Origin of the sequence: Phyllobacterium sp. (genome assembly GCF_037994405.1) — a bacterium.
GTDB lineage: Bacteria > Pseudomonadota > Alphaproteobacteria > Rhizobiales > Rhizobiaceae > Phyllobacterium.
The window spans coordinates 12,364-29,260 of sequence record NZ_JBBNAN010000292.1; the positions used below are offsets into that span (position 1 = coordinate 12,364).

Genomic DNA, 16,897 nt, shown 5'->3' on the forward strand with positions numbered 1-16,897 from the left:
GCCTTGTTGGTGGGACCCATGGAAGAGCGTGGAGGATACGGCCAGTTCTGTCCGGTATCGATGGCATCGGAGATCCTGTGCTCGAGGTGGACGACGCTCGTGCTTCGCGAGCTCTTATGCGGGACGACACGCTTCAATGATCTGCGCCGGGGGGTGCCGCGCATGTCACCGGCCCTCCTGTCGAAGCGGCTCAAAGAGCTGGAACGTGCCGGTGTCGTGCTTGCAACGCCCAACGCCAATGGCGTGACGGAGTATCACCTCTCGCGCGCCGGTGAAGATTTGCGCCCCATTGTCATGGGCATCGGCGCCTGGGGACAACGCTGGGTGGAATCGCAGCTGTCGCTGAGAAATCTCGATCCTTCCCTGCTGATGTGGGACATGCGGCGGCATCTCAACCCCGAACCTCTGCCGCCGCGACGCTGCACGATACAGTTTGTGTACCCGGAGCTTCCGCAGGCCAAGCAGAACTATTGGCTTGTCATCAACGGGAGCGAGGTGGACCTCTGTGGGTTTGATCCCGGTTTTGATGTCGATCTCCTGGTGACGAGTTCACTGAAAAGCATGACGGCAATTTGGATGGGACTTTCCGTCGTCCGCCGCGAAGTGGAAGCCGGGCAGCTTGAATTCGACGGTGATCCAAATATCGCCAGTGCCATGCAGCAATGGCTCGGTTTGAGCCCCTTTGCCCGCGAACCACGCAGGGTTGCCTAAACGGCAATTGAGCACCGCGCAGGATGTCTGCGAGGCACTCTTCAGATCCGGCTGCGTCAGCTTGCCGACGCCCTATATATCGCGTTCGATCACGAAGTTTGGCAGGATTTTGTCCTTTAACCGCGCGTTGCGATCGGGCTGCGCCGGAAGGAGGGCAAGCATCGGCCGAACGTCGTCCCGATAGCCTAAATCAGCTCGGTAAAGTCGCGTCCATTGGTGCAAAGTGCGTCAGATTTGCGCTAGCCAAGCGAGTTGATGATCTCGCGATAGGCCGCCTCGGGGAAGGCCTTCAGCGTGCGCGTGCGCACATTGCCCTTCATGCCGAGAGAGAGTGCAAACCGGGCCATGACCGCGTCGTCAGGTGCCTCGCAGACAATGACCATGTCGAATTCGCCCATGGTAAGATAGAATTGCTTGATCGAGCCGCCCATGTCGCTGAGCACCTTCTTGCCGGCATCAAGTCTGCTGGGGGATTCGCGCACATTCTTTACGCCCTGCTCGGTCCAGTTGAGCAGCATCACATAAGTGGTCATGATATACCTCCCGCGCGGCACGGCCTGCGCCGGTGGCCGCGACTTGTCCCTCGCTCCCCGTTGCAAAAACTATACGCCCGTTGCCACGGGCGAACAATGCAGGCCGGCTAACTCAATGGGGCTAGGGCGCTCATCGTTCCACGAACGAGCGCAGGCGTAGCAGGGCGTCATCCCATTGCTGCGAGACACCTGCAAGATAGGCTCGAACCTCCTCGATCGGCTCGGGCCTGAAGGCAAACTGGCTTTCGCGGCCGACCTTGGTGCTGATGACCAGTCCGGCATTTTCGAGAACACGCAGATGCTTGGTGATGGCCTGCCGGGTAAGGTTGGTGTCTCCGCAAAGCCCCGCTATCGAGCGGCTTTGCCCGTCGCTGAGCTTCGTCAGAAGCGAAAGGCGGGTGCGATCACCCAACGCCGCAAAGAGCGGCGCCGGGTCATATGTGCGGATACTATCGCTCAACATATGTTTTGATATTCTTCACCTGTTGCTCCCAGCCTCCTTCATTCATGCGCAGGGCCTCCGGCATGCGGTGCTTGGGGATGGCATCGAAGCCGGATTCGGTTACGGTCAGACGGGTTCCATTCGCAGTGGGCGTTAGGCGGAATTCGACGAGCGTCGGTGTATCGTTGGAGTAGTCGACGTCCGGGTCGATGGCGTATGGATGCCACGTCATGGAGAACAGGCGCGGTTCTTCGATCTGCTTGATTGTCGCTTCCCATTTGATGTGCTCATAGCCGGGATAGGTGACGCGGCCCGTCGAGACCTTACCCGCAACGAAGGGGCCATCCAGCTTGACGCGGAACCACTCTCCAAACTCGTGGTGATTTGTCAGAGCCTGCCAAACTCGTTCGACAGGGGCATTCAACTCGATGCTTTTTTCGATACGATCAGTCATAAGTGCAACCTCCTGGTTGCCTTTTACCATGCCATGCTGCAGGCAAAAGCGCAACCGTAAAGTTGCATGTATAACCAAATGGGGTTCTGCTTGATGGGCTCCAAACCCACGAGCGCCGAGCCGTGGGGGCTGACGGGACGGGCTATGCGACCGGTGATCCCGCCGAAAACCGTAAAATCGCAAGCAAACGCATCGCGAACGGCAAGGACAAATAGGCGCCCTATGTCCAAGCCGGTCCGGTTCTTGCCGGGCCGGCTTCTTAAGATCAGTAATCCATGCCGGGACCGGCAGGCACGGCGGGTGCTGAACCCTTCTTCGGAACCTCGGCCACCATTGCTTCGGTCGTCACCAGAAGGCCGGCAATGGACGCTGCGCCCTGGAGCGCGGTGCGGACCACCTTTGCGGGATCAATGACACCCATGTCGAAGAGATTGCCGTACTCCCCAGTCTGGGCATTCCAGCCGACGGGAAAATCGTCATTCTCGCGCAGCTTGCCAACGATAATCGACCCTTCGGCGCCCGCATTCTCGGCGATCTGGCGAATAGGCGCTTCGATAGCGCGCCGCACGATGTCGACGCCAACGCGCTGATCGGCATTTTTCGCCTGAAGGCCGATGAGTACCTTGGCTGCCCGCAGCAGGGCCACACCGCCGCCCGGAAGAATGCCCTCTTCCACGGCCGCGCGCGTCGCATGCAGGGCGTCATCGACGCGATCCTTCCGCTCCCGGACCTCGACTTCCGTTGAACCTCCTACGCGGATGACTGCCACGCCACCGGAAAGCTTCGCCAGGCGTTCCTGCAATTTTTCGCGGTCATAGTCGGAGGTCGTATCCTCGATCTGCATCTTGATCTGGGTAATTCGCCCGTCGATTTCTGTCTTTGACCCGGCGCCGTCGACAATCGTCGTGCTTTCCTTATCGATCACAATCTTCTTGGTGCGACCGAGCATGTCGAGCGTCACGTTTTCAAGCTTGATCCCCAGGTCCTCGCTGATTGCCGTGCCAGCAGTCAAAATAGCAATATCCTCGAGCATGGCCTTGCGACGGTCGCCAAATCCCGGCGCCTTGACCGCGGCAACTTTCAGCCCTCCACGCAGCTTGTTGACGACAAGTGTTGCGAGCGCTTCGCCCTCGACATCTTCGGCAATGATGAGGAGCGGTTTGCCGGACTGCATGACCGCTTCGAGAATCGGCAGCATCGCTTGCAGGTTCGAGAGCTTCTTTTCATGAATGAGGATATAGGGGTCTTCAAAATCGACCAGCATCTTCTCCGGATTGGTGACGAAGTAAGGCGAGAGATAACCCCGGTCGAACTGCATGCCCTCGACGATTTCAAGCTCGGTGTCGGCGGTCTTGGCTTCCTCAACGGTGATGACGCCCTCATGCCCGACCTTTCCCATGGCATCAGCGAGATATTGCCCGATCTCGGTATCACCATTGGCGGAAATCGTGGCGACCTGGGCAATTTCGGAATTGTTCGAGATCTTGCGGGCGTTGCGCTTCAGTTCTTCGACAACAGCATCAACGGCGAGATCAATTCCGCGCTTGAGGTCCATCGGGTTCATGCCGGCAGCAACGGCCTTGCCGCCTTCGCGAACAATCGCCTGGGCGAGTACTGTCGCTGTCGTCGTGCCGTCGCCGGCAGTGTCGCTGGTCTTGGATGCGACTTCGCGCAGCATCTGCGCGCCCATATTCTCGAACTTGTCCTCGAGCTCGATCTCCTTGGCGACCGTGACGCCGTCCTTCGTGATGCGGGGCGCGCCATAGGATTTGTCGATGACGACGTTGCGGCCTTTAGGGCCAAGTGTGACCTTGACGGCATTGGCAAGGATGTCGACGCCTTGCAGCATCAGATCACGGGCCTGAGCGCTGAATTTTACTTCCTTTGCAGCCATTGTCGTTACTCCTCTTTTTCAGGAAAAATCATAATCGCCCCTTGAAAACACAATAGAATCTGACAAGATTCAGTGTGATGCATGAGTTGATCCACAAGGGTAATATTCATGACCAGCAGAGCATTCGAACTTCAGTTGAAGGGCTACGGGCTGACGACAGCGGAAATACATTATCGCCTCCCCGACCACCCCAGCTTTCTCCAGCTATACATATGGCAGGAGTATGATCTTGCTCCGACTTTTCCGGAATTGAAAGGGTTTCTTGATTTCTGGTGCAAGGACATCGAGGGGCCGCTGCATTCGGTGCGCATCGTTCACCAGCGCCTGATCGAGCCGCGCGAGTGGCGGGCGGTTGACGGCATTATTTCGATACATTGAAAGAAAGCTCTCTCTCCGAGGAGGGGCTTTGTTGCCTCAGATCGCGAAGATCTACGCCCGATGCAACTTTATCGGACGGGTTTTCTCACGCTTCGCCAATCCCTTCGCCTCCAGATCAAGCTGCACTGTCTTCGCCCACCAGCCAGCCTTCGCACCATCCAGAAACAGGTCCCGAGGCAGTCTCCCGGTCAGGTGCTCACTGATTTGTGCCAGCGTCAGGCCGGGCGGTCTTGCTGGGAGAACTTCAAGATAGGCCTGTCTCATTGCATCATACATGGCCCGGTCGACCGGCTTGGATTTGCCGGGATGGTTGACGTTTTCGACTGCGATCTTGTCCTGCTGCGTCATTTTGAATGCTCCTTCTGCCGTTGGTTCTTAAGGGACGAATGAGCGGTCTTTAATCCGACAGCCGCTGTGCGACTGCCGGACTGTTGTTATGAGCGCTTTGGGATATCAAGACCACGCTGCACCGCCGGTCGCGCGAGGCCACGCTCCAGCCATGCCGGAACGCGCTTCAGGCTGTCAAAGGCGACCAGCTCGCCCGCGCCGTAGAATCCGATCAGATTGCGCACCCAGCCCAGCATCGAAATGTCGGCGATGGTGTATTCATCGCCCATGATCCATTTTCGGCCCTCGAGGCGTGTTTCGAGAACGCCAAGCAGGCGCCTCGATTCATCCGCGTAGCGCTTTAGCGGACGCTTGTCCTCGATCTCGCGGCCGGCGAACTTATGGAAGAAGCCGACCTGGCCGAATATCGGCCCGATCGCCGCCATCTGAAAGAACACCCACTGGATGGTCTCGTAGCGCCCGGCCGCATCGGACGCAATGAGCTTGCCGGTTTTTTCGGCGAGATAGAGCAGGATCGCGCCGGACTCGAACAAGCCAAGCGGTTTCCCATCCGGTCCGTTGGGATCGATAATCGCCGGAATCTTGCCATTCGGGTTCAGCGAGAGAAATTCCGGCGTCCAGCTCTCGTTCTTGCCGATATCGACGGCATGTGCCTCATAGGGCAGGCCCAGCTCTTCAAGGGCAATCGAGACCTTGACGCCGTTCGGCGTCGGGAATGAATAGAGTTGCAGGCGGTCGGGATGCTTTGCCGGCCACCGGCTGGCGATGGGGAAGGCGAACAGATCTGGCATGGGAACTCCGTGGTCTGACTGAATGGTCTGATTCTGGGTGGACGTTAGCATGGTGATGTCCGAGCTTCCATGTGACCCAGTCACTGAGATTGTCCGCCTTTTCCGAATATTAGGTTCGAATTTCCATGGCTAATTCGAACACAAGTGCGACACCATACTCATAGCCAGGAATTGACCGGTTCCAATCGACGCTGGTCGCAATCAATTGGAGAACGAAATGAATCGTCTGTCTGGGAAAGTTGCTCTCGTCACCGGCGCCAGTGCCGGCATCGGCCGCGCCACCGCCAAACTCTTCGCAAAGGAGGGCGCCAAGCTCGTTATCGGAGCGCGCCGCAAGGAAGAACTTGATGCGCTGGTGGCGGAAATTGAAGCAGACGGCGGCGAAGCCGTCGCGCTGGCCGGGGATGTGCGTTCCGAAGATTATGCCAAAGCGCTTGTTGCGCTTGGCGCCGAGCGCTATGGCAAGCTCGATATTGCCTACAACAATGCCGGTACGCTTGGCGAAGCAGGACCGAGCACGGGTGTGTCGGAGGCGGGCTGGAACGATGCCATCGCGATCAACCTCACCGGCTCGTTCCTCGGTGCGAAACACCAGATCGCCGAGATGCTCAAGCACGGCGGCGGGTCGGTGATCTTTACATCGACATTTGTCGGTTACAGCTTCGCCTTTCCAGGTGTGGCCGCCTATGCCGCGAGCAAGGCCGGGCTCATCGGCCTCACGCAGGCGCTTGCCGCCGAATATGGTGCGCAGAACATACGCGTGAATGCCATCCTGCCGGGCGCAGTCGATACGGCAATGTATCGCGAGATGAACAATACGGCCGAATCGCAGGCATTCATCACCAACCTGCATGCGCTGAAGCGGGTGGCTACTCCGGAAGAATTGGCGCGGTCGGTCCTCTATCTTGCTTCCGACGATGCTGCATTTGTCACCGGCACGGCTTCGCTGGTTGATGGCGGCGCTTCAATTACCCGGACATGATCCGGCTGAAAATAGGGAGCCAACTGGCTCCCTATTGACTATCGTTGGCAGGTCGGCGCGAAAAACCTGGCATCCTAGCCTGGGACACGCCCGCACAGCCGGAAAAACATATGCGAGGTTACCATCGCATCCGGCCTCGACAGATAGTGTTCGAGTTCTGCAAGATCATCTTCCAGTCGCTGGCGCTGGATGAAACCCCCATCGACCATCTTGACGCTGACATTGTTGATGAAATCGCGCAGGATGGTCCGCCGGTCGTGGCCACGGGGATAGACGTGGACGACCGCGTCGGTCTCTATGTCCACGACACCTGCTTCGCGGAACAGGCGATGCGTGCGCCGACCGATGAAGAGATCGATACCTTGCGCCGCCGAGTAGGCGATGTACGCCTCGAGAAGGCGTGTCCATGCGGGCAGGGGCGGGTCGCAGATATGAGCGAGAAAATCCGCCTCGAAACTTGCGATCCACCCCCCGGGGCGCACAAGCGATACCATTTCACCAACGATTAGTTCAGGTTTTGGAACGTTGACAAGGACAAGGCGCATGTGTGCGCCATCGAAGGATGCGCGGGGCAGACCCGTATCATAAGCATCGCCCTCGCGTACCTCGACCTGCGGCAGCGCATGATCCGCAACAAAGCGGCGCGCAAGCTCGACAAAATGCGCACTGCGTTCAATGCCGAGCACCGATCCGGTCGGCCCGACGCGCTTGCCGAGGAGGTTAAGGACGCCTCCCGGGCCGCAACCAAGATCGATGACGCGCTCGCCCGGTCGAATGCCGATTTTGTCCAGTTGTGCGTTAGAATCGGGGGCAAGATTGGCGATCTGACGCTTGAGCCGCATTTCTTCGGCTTCGGCGCGTCCAAGCAGATAGAGATCCGGCTGTGTCATGGCAGGTTCCTTGGCGCGAGCATATTTCAATGAAACATTGCGTTGCTTGAAGCAAAGGATGCGCCTGCGTAATGGTCTGGTCAATCAGCACCCTTGCTGACCGGGTCAGCGTTTACGGGCTTGTTACGCAGGAAAGCCCGTCCCAGAGATGACGCCAGATTATTTTGTCAGGCGCGGCTAAGCCGTAGCAAGAAAAGGAAAGGGGGCCGGTGGCCCCCTTTGCCTTTACTCAAGGTGGCGTTACGATCATGCCGGTGAAGACATAGGCCTGAAGCATGACGAGGACGCCAACGAGGCGTGCCAGCACGCTTGAATGCTTGAAGACGAAGCGCAGGATCGTGCCTTCATAGCCATACCAGTTGGTTGCCGTCGAAGCGACGACAATGGACTGTGCATCGATCATCTTGCCCATGACGCCGCCCGACGAGTTGGCAGCGCCCATGAGAATGGGCGAGAGGCCGAGTTGCTCCGACGTGATTTTCTGCAGATTGCCGAAGAGGACGTTGGAGGCTGTGTCCGATCCGGTGAGCGCAACGCCGAGCCAGCCGAGCAGTGTGCCGAAGAACGGTAAAGCACCCCGGTCGCGGCGAACGCGAGACCGAGAGTGGCGTCGATGCCGGATAGGCGGGTGAGCGTGCCAATCGCCAGCATGGCCGAGATGGTGATCAGCGAGTAGGCGCACAGTTTGATTGTCCGGCCGTAGGTCCTGATAAGCTCCAGCGGCTAAGTCCCGCCGGCAGCTCAGAAGGACGTTGGACCCGCGCTATATCAGCGCTTTTCTGCGCCGGTCGTCTGGCGCGACCGGACGGCGGCACGGCCAATCGCAATATATCGGCCTCGCACCCTCTCGAATTCACTCTGGAAGAACAGATTTTGCTCTAGCCCGCCCGTACCTCGCCATGCGAGACGTCGAAGAACTGGGCGCGGTCTTCGAGGCTCGTGAACAGGGCCCTGTCCGTGCCGGTCATGAAGGCCTGGCCGCCAAGGTCTTCGATAATATCAAAGAGCGCGGCGCGACGGCCTTGGTCGAGATGTGCGGCAATCTCATCGAGCAGCAGGATCGGTGCCATGTTGCTAAGTTCGCCGGTAAGGCGAGCATGGGAGAGGATAAGGCCAATAAGCAGCGCCTTCTGCTCGCCGGTTGAGCAAAGCTCTGCCGGCATCGCCTTCGGGCGGTGGTTAACGAGCAGATCGGAACGATGCGGCCCATCGAGCGTACGTCCGGCGACGCGGTCACGGCTGCGCCCGTCACGCAACGCGCGCCGGAATGTTTCCTCCACATCGCTCGCGGCCTCGATGCCGACACGCTGTTCGAGTTCGCCTTCGAGCAGGCAGTCGGCCTTGGGGAAGGGAGTATCATCAGGCAGGCGTTCGATCATGCCATTGATCAACCGCATCAGTTCGGCGCGCGCCGCGGCGATGGCAATACCAAGCTCGGCCATTGGCGTCTCGATCGCATCGAGCCAGGCATCATTGCCGCGTTCTTCCGTAAGCAGGCGGTTACGACTTCGCATCGCCTTTTCATAGTCGAGCACGCGCTTGCCATGGGATGGATCGATGGCAAGGACCATACGGTCGAAGAAACGCCGCCGGTCGGCGGCAGGCCCGGTGAACAGCCCGTCCATCGCGGGAACGAGCCAGAGAATGCGGGAATAGTCGAGCAGTTCATCGGCGCTGGCCGCTGTCACGCCATTGATGCGGACACGGCGTGCAGTATCACCCGGCGCATTGCCGGCAAGACCGGTCCCGACGTCCACCGAGCCCTCGGCGGTCTCGATTGCAGCGTGAATGGCGAAGCCGTCCGGAGCTCCGGTGCGGGTGACATCGGTATAGGTCGCGCGGCGAAGCCCCCGTCCCGGCGACAGGAAAGAGATCGCCTCGAGCAGATTGGTCTTGCCCGAACCGTTTTCGCCGGTCAGCACGACATGCGAGGGCGCGAGCCGTAAGGACAGGCTTTCGTAATTGCGGAAATTGGCAAGCTTCAACCGGCTGATCGCAACGCGGGCCGGTTTGCCCGCGTCCATGAGAGGATCATCGGCCATGAGGATGATGTGCGGCCGAACTAGACCCGCATCGGCATGAGTACATAGAGCGCATTCTCGTCGCCCGTATCGCGCACCAGCGTCGGTGAACCCGCATCGGCCAGCATGAAGATCGCCTCCGAGCCGGTCAGCTGCCCGGTGATGTCGAGCAGATACTTGGCATTGAAGCCGATCTCGATCGGATCCGAGTCATAATCCGCCGCAAGCTCGTCGGTGGCGCTGCCGGAATCCGGGTTGTTGACGGTCAGGGTCAGCTGGCCATCGGCGATCGTCAGCTTGACTGCACGGCCGCGCTCGCTGGAAATGGTCGAGACGCGGTCGACGGCGGAGGCGAAGCTCTGGCGATCGATCGTCAGCTTCTTGTCATTTCCGGACGGGATGACGCGCTGATAATCGGGGAAGGTACCGTCTATCAGCTTGGAGGTGAGTACCACCGAGCCGATGGTGAAGCGGATCTTGGTTTCCGACAATTCGACCGTAACAGCCACATCCGGATCATCGACCAGCTTCTGCAGTTCGGCAACCGTCTTGCGCGGAATGATGATGCCGGGCATGCCCTCGGCGCCGGAGGGGGCCTCCAGCTCAGCGCGGGCGAGGCGGTGGCCGTCAGTAGCGACAGCACGCAGCTTCAGGGCGCCATCGCTCTCAATGGCATGGAAATAGATACCGTTGAGGTAATAGCGGGTCTCTTCGGTGGAAATGGCAAACTGCGTCCGCTCGATCAAGCTTTTGAGAGCGCTCGATGGGATGCGGAACGTGTGGGTGAAGGATCCGGCCGTAAGTTCAGGAAAGTCCGACTGCGGCAGGCACTGCAGGCGGAAACTCGACCGGCCCGAGGTTACAGCCATGGAATTGCCGTCCGTGTTGGTCGCAAGCATCACTTCGGCGCCATCCGGCAACTTGCGCACGATGTCATAAAGAAGATGCGCCGGCACGGTGGTTGCGCCGGATTGTTCGATCTGCGCGGCCGTTGCTTCTGTCACTTCGAGATCGAGATCAGTCGCTTTCAAGGCGAGGCTTGCACCATCCGCATTGAGCAGGACATTTGACAGGATCGGAATGGTGTTACGCCGTTCGACCACACGGTGGACATGGTTGAGCGACTTCAGAAGATTGGAACGTTCAAGAGTTACACGCATGATAAACTGGTCTCGCTGACTACATTTCCAGCCAAAGCACCACAGGCTGCGGCATTTTACTGGTGCGGGGAGGCACTTTCCCCAGGGTCAAGCAAATTGGCAGAAATTCATGGCAAAAAGCAAGCCTGCGGCAGGCATCAGCGTACCATACCACAGGCTTTCTGTTGATAAACTATTGGGCCTGATCGTTGATCAGACGCTTCAACAGCTCCAGCTCCTGCGAGAGTTTCTGATCCTTGCCGACGATGTCCTCGATCTTGCGCACAGCGTGGAGAACCGTGGTGTGATCGCGTCCACCAAAGCGGCGGCCGATTTCCGGCAGCGAGCGGGGTGTCAGCATCTTGGAAAGGTACATGGCGATCTGCCGCGGCTTGACGATCGTCCGCGTGCGACGGTTCGACAAGAGGTCCTGCTTGGACACATTGTAATGCCGCGCGACGATACGCTGGATCTCTTCAATGCGGATACGCTTGGCTTCGCCGCCGCGCATGAGGTGGCTTAAGAGTTCGTCCACGCGATCGACGGAAAGGTTCGGCTCGAATGTCTGGCGAAACAGCAGCTGGTTGAAGGCGCCTTCAAGTTCACGGCCGCTGCCGGTAACCGACTGGGCCACGTGATCGAGGATTTCCGGCGTGATGTCGAGCGAATGGTCTTCAGCTTGCGCTGCGGCAAGGCGGCGCTTGAGGATTTCAAGGCGCATCGCATAGTCCGGCGCGATCATCTCCAGTGCAACACCACCCTGAAGACGCGAACGGACGCGTGGATCGAGCGATTCCAGCTCTGAAGGCGGCCGGTCAGCAGCGACGACAACCTGCTTGGCGCTGTCGAGCAGGGTGTTGATCAAATGGCAGAATTCATGCTGGATCGATTTGCCCTGCAGGAACTGCATGTCGTCGATGATCAGAAGGTCGATATCGCGCAGCTGTTCCTTGAAGGACAGGGCATTGTTGTCGCGGATAGCGGTCGCAAAGCGCCACATGAAATATTCGGCCGTCAGGTATACCACCCGGGCACGCTCGGGGCGCTTCAGCGCTTCGGCGGCGATCGCCTGCAAGAGGTGCGTCTTGCCGAGACCGACAGAGGCATGGATGAACAGCGGGTTGAAGCGGACGGCACTGGCGCCGGCATCGGCGATGGTACGGGCAGCGGCAAGCGCGACGCGATTGGGAGTACCGTCGACAAAGGTGTCGAACGTGTAACGCGGGTCAAGCGGCGAGCCGAAAACAGAATTCTGGGTACGGTCGGCAAAATGCGCTGGTGCCTTCTTGTCCTGCGAGGTGTTGCCGACGGGAAAAACCGGCTTGTCGCGGGCAAGGGCGCGGGTTTCTGCACGCGGTGTCACCTCGGCCTCACAGGCAGGCCGGGCAGCGCGGCTGGCGCTGCGGAAGACGATCTCGACCTTGAGGACCTGCTCGTCTTCTTCACGCCACAAGGCAGCGATCATGTCGGAATAATGGTTGTTGATCCACGAGCGAAGGAATGCAGTCGGAACGGAGAGGCGAACGATGCTCTTGGAGGTCTCGTCCAGCTTCAGACGTCCGAACCAGCTCGAATAGACCTCGCTTCCAAGCTTGGCCTTGAGCTTGCTCTTGACACGCTCGAAAATCATTTCGCCCTGACTGCCGACCGAATCCATGTCTTTCCCCTCATCCGTATGGAGCGGGACCATGGCGTTCGCGCCGTTTTCCATTATTCCGCTGGTCATTGTCATTGCCTCATCCTGATATGTAGATCGGGTCGATATTTGATGTCACGCCCGTGTTTTTATATTTGCCGGCGTGTCATCGCCTGGCAGTGATCTTCGGCCAGCCGCCCCAGTGGCTTGCCTGAATAGTCCTGAAGCTAACAGATTGAGGTTTTAGCGATCACGCGGTGTTGGACTGAGTTTGTGCCGTCCGAAATATGTATAACTGCCACGTTCGCATCCCTCTCAATTTTGGCGCAGTTGGCCTTCCGCCCGGCTCACGCCAGCGTCGCTAACTCGCTCGATTTATGAAACAACCCAAATCCGTTGGACTTGAGTACTGACAAAAACCACTCGTTACGCAAACGATTAAATCTGCGCCCGAACCCACATTTGATAAGCCTGTTAAATGGGTTTTGCCCACCCCTTTGATGTCTTGGACCTTACAAAAACCTTTGCAGGAAGAGCAAGTGCGGACCAAGGGTTTTTTGATGAATTAAAGGTTAACGGATTCCCATTTTTTTTAACCGTCTCCGGCGTAACGTGGAAAAACCGTTCGGATTCAACGCCTTTTTTGGGAGATAGAATTCGTTGCACAGCAGAGTCACGCGGGCAAAAAAAAATATTAAATTTTCGCTTGACAGTGGCTAGGGCTGGAGATTCCAACGGTCCGGTTTAACCTGTAATGACTACCTTCCATAAGTCTTTGAAAACAAACACAAAATGATGATTGACGCTTTTTGTCCTAACCGATTTATGACCGACGTATGTCATGGTTTTGATAAGCCACAATCTTTTCCGCAGGAAACGAATTTATTCCCAGAATCAGAGCCAAAACAAAAAACCCGGCTAAATAGAAGCCGGGTTTTCAAATATAAATATCAGGGGTCTATTATGCGGACATGCCCTTCAGACGTGCCGACAGACGCGATACCTTGCGCGAGGCAGTATTCTTATGAATGACGCCCTTGGCGGCTGCGCGCATTACTTCCGGTTCGACCGCCTTGAAGGCGAGGGAAGCTGCAGCCTGATCGCCGCTTGCTACCGCATCTTCGAACTTGCGAAGGAAGGTACGCACGCGCGAACGGCGGGACTTGTTTACTTCGGTGCGGGCTTCGATCTTGCGCGCCGCTTTCTTGGCCGAAGGAGTGTTGGCCATGATGCCTCTCTTTTCTGTCAGCTAGTCGGCAGCTTGAACGCGGCCGTCACAAAATAATAGGGTGGCCGAGGGGCCACCGAACGTTGACGGGCTTATAGATGACGTTTGCATTTGCGTCAACTTGGAATCTGCGCAGGACCAGGGGATATTTCACCCTCATCTGTTTTTGAAATTGGGTGTGCGTTTTTCGGCAAAGGCCGCCATGCCTTCCTTCTGGTCTTCGAGGGCAAACATCGAATGGAAGACGCGCCGTTCGAACCGCAGGCCCTCGGAAAGGGTTGTCTCGTAGGCACGGTTGACGGTCTCCTTGGTCATCATCACGACGGGCAGTGAGAACGAGGCAATCTTGCCTGCAGCCGTCAGGGCTTCCTCGACCAGATCACCCGCCGGAACCACCCGTGAGACCAATCCGCAACGTTCTGCCTCAGCGGCATCCATTAGCCGTCCTGTCAGGCAAAGATCCATCGCCTTCGACTTGCCAATGAAGCGGGTCAGTCGCTGCGATCCACCCATGCCCGGCATAACACCGAGCGTAATTTCCGGCTGGCCGAATTTGGCGGTATCGGCGGCGATGATGAAGTCGCACATCATGGCAAGCTCACAGCCGCCGCCGAGCGCATAGCCCGCCACCGCAGCAATCAGCGGCTTGCGCAGCCGTGTGACCCGTTCCCATTCGCTGAAATAGTCGCCGAGATAGGCGTCGGCAAAATCCAGTGTCTGCATCTCCTTGATGTCCGCTCCTGCCGCAAAGGCCTTTTGCGAACCGGTGATGACGATTGCGCCGACATTGTTGTCCTTGTCGAAGGCCTCGAGTGCACCAGCGAGCTCCGCCAGCAACGCGGAATTCAATGCATTGAGCGCTTTGGGCCGGTTGAGCTCGACGAATCCGACCTTTCCACGTGTCTCGACGATGATGTTTTCGTAAGTCATCCGAATTTCCTCTCAATGCTGGCAGACCGGACAGTAGAAGGTAGAGCGTCCGCTTTGAACAATGCGTGACACCGTGCCATTGCAGCCGTCACGTGGGCAAGCGGCGCCTTCGCGATCATAGACCGAAAATGAGTGCTGGAAGTAGCCGAGTTCGCCATCGGCCTGGCGATAATCCTTAAGGCTCGATCCGCCGGCCTTGATCGCATCGGCAATAACGGAGCGGATAGCGCCAGCAAGGCGGTCCGACATCACGGTGGCCTTGCCGTTTTCACCAGCAATGCTTCCAGCAGACCGCGTCGGGGAAAGTTCAGCACGCCACATGGCCTCGCAGACATAGATATTCCCGAGGCCGGCAATCAGCTTCTGGTCAAGCAGCGCTGCTTTCAAGGGAGCCGCCTTGTTGTGGAAGAGTTTGGCAAGCAGGCTGCCATCGAGACGGTTGCCTGTCGGTTCAGTACCGAGATCCTTGATCAGGGGATGTGCGTTGAGCCCGCCCGGCTCGGCGAACAACATGAAGCCGAAGCGTCTCGGATCGTTGTAGATGATGCGGTTTTTCGTCCCGTCCTTCGCTCCAAGGTGCATAACCACGTGATCGTGCAAGGCATTCTTTGATCGGTCGTGGTGGAAAGCGCCCGGCATATCGCTCGCTTCGCCCTGCTCGATGCGGTAGGAGCCGGACATGCCAAGATGACTGATGAGACCGAGGCCATCATCAAGATGGACGATTAGATATTTGGCGCGCCGTTCCAGTGCCTCGATCCGGCGACCGGTCAGCCGTTCGGCGAAATGATCCGGGAAGGGGAAGCGCAGGTCAGGACGCCTTTGCTCCACGGCAGTGATCGTCGCGCCTTCCATGAAGGGCTGCAGCCCTCGCCTGACGGTTTCAACCTCCGGTAGTTCAGGCATCTGGAGAGCGGTCCCCCGTACCCTTCAGGAAGCTCTTGCCATGCAGACCTGGCGCAATCCCGAGATGGGCCGCGACGGTCTCGCCAATATCGGCAAAGGTCGGGCGAATACCAAACGATCCGCGCGGCAGGTCGGGACCACAGCAAAGCACCGGAACCCGCTCGCGCGTGTGATCCGTGCCTTTGTAGGTTGGGTCGCAGCCATGGTCAGCCGTGAGGATCAGAAGGTCGCCCGGGCGAAGCTTCGCCAGCGCCTCCGGGAGCCGCCTGTCGAAGATTTCGAGAGCGGCTGCATAACCCGGCACATCACGGCGATGCCCGTACAGCATGTCGAAATCGACAAAATTGGTGAAGACGAGGTCACCGTCCTGTGCATCATCCATGGCGACCAGCGTTTCATCGAAGAGCGCCATATTGCCATTGGCCTTGCGCACCTGGCTGATGCCCCGATGAGCATAGATATCGCCGATTTTGCCAATGGCGATGACCATGCGGCCAGCCTCTTTCAATCGGTCGAGCAGTGTGGGCTCCGGCGGCGGCACCGAATAGTCACGCCGATTGCCTGTGCGGGTAAACGTCTGCCGCGTTTCTCCGATAAAGGGCCTCGCAATCACGCGGCCAATATTCAACGGATCGACGAGCTCGCGGACGATTGCACAAAGGTCGTACAGGCGGTCGAGACCGAAATGTGTCTCGTGTGCGGCGATCTGGATAACGGAATCGGTCGAGGTATAGAAGATTGGCTTGCCGCTCCGAATATGTTCCTCGCCGTATTCGTCAATAACATCCGTCCCGGAGGCATGCTTGTTGCCGAGGACGCCTGGCAGTTTCGCACGGCGTTGAGCATCCGCAATCAGACTATCCGGGAAAGTGGGAATTGTTTGCGGAAAATACCCCCAGTCGAATGTGACCGGGACGCCAGCAATTTCCCAGTGCCCCGAGGGTGTGTCCTTGCCGTGCGAGATCTCTTGTGCAGCACCCCAAAGGCCGATCGGTTCGGGCACTCGCGGCGCGAGCGGCATCTTCGAGGCGAGATTGGCCGCGTGGAGAAGGCCAAGGGACCTCAGGTTCGGCACAAGCAGCGGGCCAGAGCGAAGGCCATCCTTGTCCGCGTGCCCGGCGGCACAGGCCTCGACAATGTGAGCAAACGTATTTGAGCCGTCGTCGCCGAATGCCTTTGCGTCCGAAGCGCCGCCAATGCCGAAGGAATCAAGTACGAATAGGAAAGCGCGAGACATGCCTCACTCCATGATTTGAGATATCACAGATAGGTCAAACTGTGCGCCATGACAAATAGACTGAGCAAGCAGCTTTGCTGGATAGATCGGAAAGATCAGCAATCCGAGCAAGTGACGGCTGCTGCGCCTTGGCGTACGCGCCCAAAGGAGGTCTTGGCCATGGCAAGCCCGGTGACAGAGGTGCCCTTCGCGGTCGTGGTCTTGTCCTTGATCGTCCAGGCGATCAGCGGCACATAGGCAATATTCGTTTCAACGCGGATGACCGATGTACTGGGGATCAGCAGGTTAGCATTGATATTGGCAGCGCTGCCCGCCGGATAGGGGGTAGATTCAACACCGTTCTTCGTTTGTCTTGACCAGGCGACTTTTGCCGCGCC

The 16,897-nt window shown here is 58.3% G+C and carries 17 protein-coding genes and 2 pseudogenes; 3 read left to right on the forward strand and 16 right to left on the reverse strand.

All coding sequences use genetic code 11. From position 1 onward, the window contains the following. The first annotated feature begins 18 nt into the window (after window positions 1-18). On the forward strand, window positions 19-711 hold the full coding sequence (locus AAAC48_RS16355; protein WP_340655190.1) for a helix-turn-helix domain-containing protein: 693 nt from the start codon (window positions 19-21) through the stop codon (window positions 709-711). A gap of 239 nt (window positions 712-950) precedes the next feature. Here AAAC48_RS16355 and AAAC48_RS16360 read toward each other — a convergent pair whose 3' ends face one another. From AAAC48_RS16360 to groL, 4 genes are all read right to left on the reverse strand, one after another. Continuing rightward, on the reverse strand, window positions 951-1,244 hold the full coding sequence (locus tag AAAC48_RS16360; protein ID WP_340655191.1) for a GYD domain-containing protein: 294 nt from the start codon (window positions 1,242-1,244) through the stop codon (window positions 951-953). A 130-nt stretch (window positions 1,245-1,374) separates the two neighbouring features. After that, window positions 1,375-1,707: an ArsR family transcriptional regulator gene (locus tag AAAC48_RS16365; RefSeq protein ID WP_340655192.1), complete on the reverse strand. Its 333-nt coding sequence runs from the start codon at window positions 1,705-1,707 to the stop codon at window positions 1,375-1,377. Next, on the reverse strand, window positions 1,694-2,140 hold the full coding sequence (locus AAAC48_RS16370) for an SRPBCC family protein (protein WP_340655193.1): 447 nt from the start codon (window positions 2,138-2,140) through the stop codon (window positions 1,694-1,696). Before AAAC48_RS16370 ends, AAAC48_RS16365 begins: the two co-directional genes overlap by 14 nt. 265 nt (window positions 2,141-2,405) lie before the next feature. After that, entirely contained in the window at window positions 2,406-4,034 is a 1,629-nt protein-coding gene (gene groL / locus AAAC48_RS16375) for a chaperonin GroEL (protein ID WP_340655194.1), read from the reverse strand. A gap of 108 nt (window positions 4,035-4,142) precedes the next feature. Here groL and AAAC48_RS16380 point away from each other — a divergent pair, with 108 nt between their 5' ends. Next, the gene (locus AAAC48_RS16380) at window positions 4,143-4,412 is read left to right on the forward strand and encodes a protein usg (protein WP_340655195.1); all 270 of its coding nucleotides are present in this window, start codon (window positions 4,143-4,145) and stop codon (window positions 4,410-4,412) included. Between the two features lie 51 nt (window positions 4,413-4,463). Here the strand turns inward: AAAC48_RS16380 and AAAC48_RS16385 are convergent, their stop codons facing one another. Together AAAC48_RS16385 and AAAC48_RS16390 are read right to left on the reverse strand one after the other, a co-directional pair. Then, window positions 4,464-4,760 (reverse strand): hypothetical protein, encoded by a 297-nt coding sequence (locus AAAC48_RS16385; RefSeq protein WP_340655196.1) that lies wholly within the window; start codon window positions 4,758-4,760, stop codon window positions 4,464-4,466. Between the two features lie 86 nt (window positions 4,761-4,846). Next, complete coding sequence (locus AAAC48_RS16390) at window positions 4,847-5,551, reverse strand: glutathione S-transferase N-terminal domain-containing protein (RefSeq protein WP_340655197.1); 705 nt, start codon at window positions 5,549-5,551, stop codon at window positions 4,847-4,849. Between the two features lie 217 nt (window positions 5,552-5,768). Here AAAC48_RS16390 and AAAC48_RS16395 point away from each other — a divergent pair, with 217 nt between their 5' ends. Beyond that, window positions 5,769-6,533 (forward strand): SDR family oxidoreductase, encoded by a 765-nt coding sequence (locus tag AAAC48_RS16395; protein ID WP_340655198.1) that lies wholly within the window; start codon window positions 5,769-5,771, stop codon window positions 6,531-6,533. Window positions 6,534-6,607: 74 nt separating this feature from the next. Here the strand turns inward: AAAC48_RS16395 and AAAC48_RS16400 are convergent, their stop codons facing one another. The 10 genes and pseudogenes from AAAC48_RS16400 to AAAC48_RS16445 all read right to left on the reverse strand — a co-directional run. Next, window positions 6,608-7,423, reverse strand: coding sequence for a methyltransferase domain-containing protein (locus tag AAAC48_RS16400; RefSeq protein WP_340655199.1), 816 nt, complete (start codon window positions 7,421-7,423; stop codon window positions 6,608-6,610). A 229-nt stretch (window positions 7,424-7,652) separates the two neighbouring features. Further along, a pseudogene (locus AAAC48_RS16405) lies at window positions 7,653-8,125 on the reverse strand (L-lactate permease); the annotation flags it as partial. A gap of 176 nt (window positions 8,126-8,301) precedes the next feature. Beyond that, a complete protein-coding gene (gene recF / locus AAAC48_RS16410; RefSeq protein WP_340655200.1) occupies window positions 8,302-9,465 on the reverse strand; it encodes a DNA replication/repair protein RecF in 1,164 nt (387 codons plus the stop codon). Window positions 9,466-9,485: 20 nt separating this feature from the next. Next, entirely contained in the window at window positions 9,486-10,604 is a 1,119-nt protein-coding gene (dnaN, locus tag AAAC48_RS16415) for a DNA polymerase III subunit beta (RefSeq protein WP_340655201.1), read from the reverse strand. Between the two features lie 172 nt (window positions 10,605-10,776). Further along, window positions 10,777-12,273: a chromosomal replication initiator protein DnaA gene (dnaA, locus tag AAAC48_RS16420; protein WP_340655211.1), complete on the reverse strand. Its 1,497-nt coding sequence runs from the start codon at window positions 12,271-12,273 to the stop codon at window positions 10,777-10,779. 907 nt (window positions 12,274-13,180) lie between these two features. After that, complete coding sequence (gene rpsT / locus AAAC48_RS16425; protein ID WP_340655202.1) at window positions 13,181-13,447, reverse strand: 30S ribosomal protein S20; 267 nt, start codon at window positions 13,445-13,447, stop codon at window positions 13,181-13,183. A gap of 156 nt (window positions 13,448-13,603) precedes the next feature. Then, window positions 13,604-14,377 carry an enoyl-CoA hydratase gene (locus AAAC48_RS16430; protein ID WP_340655203.1) on the reverse strand — a complete coding sequence of 258 codons (774 nt, stop codon included), beginning with the start codon at window positions 14,375-14,377 and terminating at the stop codon, window positions 13,604-13,606. Window positions 14,378-14,389: 12 nt separating this feature from the next. Then, window positions 14,390-15,283, reverse strand: coding sequence for a bifunctional DNA-formamidopyrimidine glycosylase/DNA-(apurinic or apyrimidinic site) lyase (gene mutM, locus AAAC48_RS16435; RefSeq protein WP_340655204.1), 894 nt, complete (start codon window positions 15,281-15,283; stop codon window positions 14,390-14,392). Continuing rightward, window positions 15,276-16,520, reverse strand: coding sequence for a phosphopentomutase (locus tag AAAC48_RS16440; protein WP_340655205.1), 1,245 nt, complete (start codon window positions 16,518-16,520; stop codon window positions 15,276-15,278). Before AAAC48_RS16440 ends, mutM begins: the two co-directional genes overlap by 8 nt. A 95-nt stretch (window positions 16,521-16,615) precedes the next feature. Continuing rightward, a pseudogene (locus AAAC48_RS16445) lies at window positions 16,616-16,897 on the reverse strand (hypothetical protein); the annotation flags it as partial.

What these genes read in the sequence shown, in the direction of transcription:
- AAAC48_RS16370 (WP_340655193.1), bottom strand. Translation starts at nt 2,140, where the DNA reads ATGACTGATCGTATCGAAAAAAGCATCGAGTTGAATGCCCCTGTCGAA.
- dnaN (WP_340655201.1), bottom strand. Translation starts at nt 10,604, where the DNA reads ATGCGTGTAACTCTTGAACGTTCCAATCTTCTGAAGTCGCTCAACCAT.
- recF (WP_340655200.1), bottom strand. Translation starts at nt 9,465, where the DNA reads ATGGCCGATGATCCTCTCATGGACGCGGGCAAACCGGCCCGCGTTGCG.
- dnaA (WP_340655211.1), bottom strand. Translation starts at nt 12,273, where the DNA reads ATGGTCCCGCTCCATACGGATGAGGGGAAAGACATGGATTCGGTCGGC.
- AAAC48_RS16355 (WP_340655190.1), top strand. Translation starts at nt 19, where the DNA reads ATGGAAGAGCGTGGAGGATACGGCCAGTTCTGTCCGGTATCGATGGCA.
- mutM (WP_340655204.1), bottom strand. Translation starts at nt 15,283, where the DNA reads ATGCCTGAACTACCGGAGGTTGAAACCGTCAGGCGAGGGCTGCAGCCC.
- AAAC48_RS16430 (WP_340655203.1), bottom strand. Translation starts at nt 14,377, where the DNA reads ATGACTTACGAAAACATCATCGTCGAGACACGTGGAAAGGTCGGATTC.
- groL (WP_340655194.1), bottom strand. Translation starts at nt 4,034, where the DNA reads ATGGCTGCAAAGGAAGTAAAATTCAGCGCTCAGGCCCGTGATCTGATG.
- AAAC48_RS16360 (WP_340655191.1), bottom strand. Translation starts at nt 1,244, where the DNA reads ATGACCACTTATGTGATGCTGCTCAACTGGACCGAGCAGGGCGTAAAG.
- AAAC48_RS16390 (WP_340655197.1), bottom strand. Translation starts at nt 5,551, where the DNA reads ATGCCAGATCTGTTCGCCTTCCCCATCGCCAGCCGGTGGCCGGCAAAG.
- AAAC48_RS16440 (WP_340655205.1), bottom strand. Translation starts at nt 16,520, where the DNA reads ATGTCTCGCGCTTTCCTATTCGTACTTGATTCCTTCGGCATTGGCGGC.
- rpsT (WP_340655202.1), bottom strand. Translation starts at nt 13,447, where the DNA reads ATGGCCAACACTCCTTCGGCCAAGAAAGCGGCGCGCAAGATCGAAGCC.
- AAAC48_RS16385 (WP_340655196.1), bottom strand. Translation starts at nt 4,760, where the DNA reads ATGACGCAGCAGGACAAGATCGCAGTCGAAAACGTCAACCATCCCGGC.
- AAAC48_RS16400 (WP_340655199.1), bottom strand. Translation starts at nt 7,423, where the DNA reads ATGACACAGCCGGATCTCTATCTGCTTGGACGCGCCGAAGCCGAAGAA.
- AAAC48_RS16380 (WP_340655195.1), top strand. Translation starts at nt 4,143, where the DNA reads ATGACCAGCAGAGCATTCGAACTTCAGTTGAAGGGCTACGGGCTGACG.
- AAAC48_RS16365 (WP_340655192.1), bottom strand. Translation starts at nt 1,707, where the DNA reads ATGTTGAGCGATAGTATCCGCACATATGACCCGGCGCCGCTCTTTGCG.
- AAAC48_RS16395 (WP_340655198.1), top strand. Translation starts at nt 5,769, where the DNA reads ATGAATCGTCTGTCTGGGAAAGTTGCTCTCGTCACCGGCGCCAGTGCC.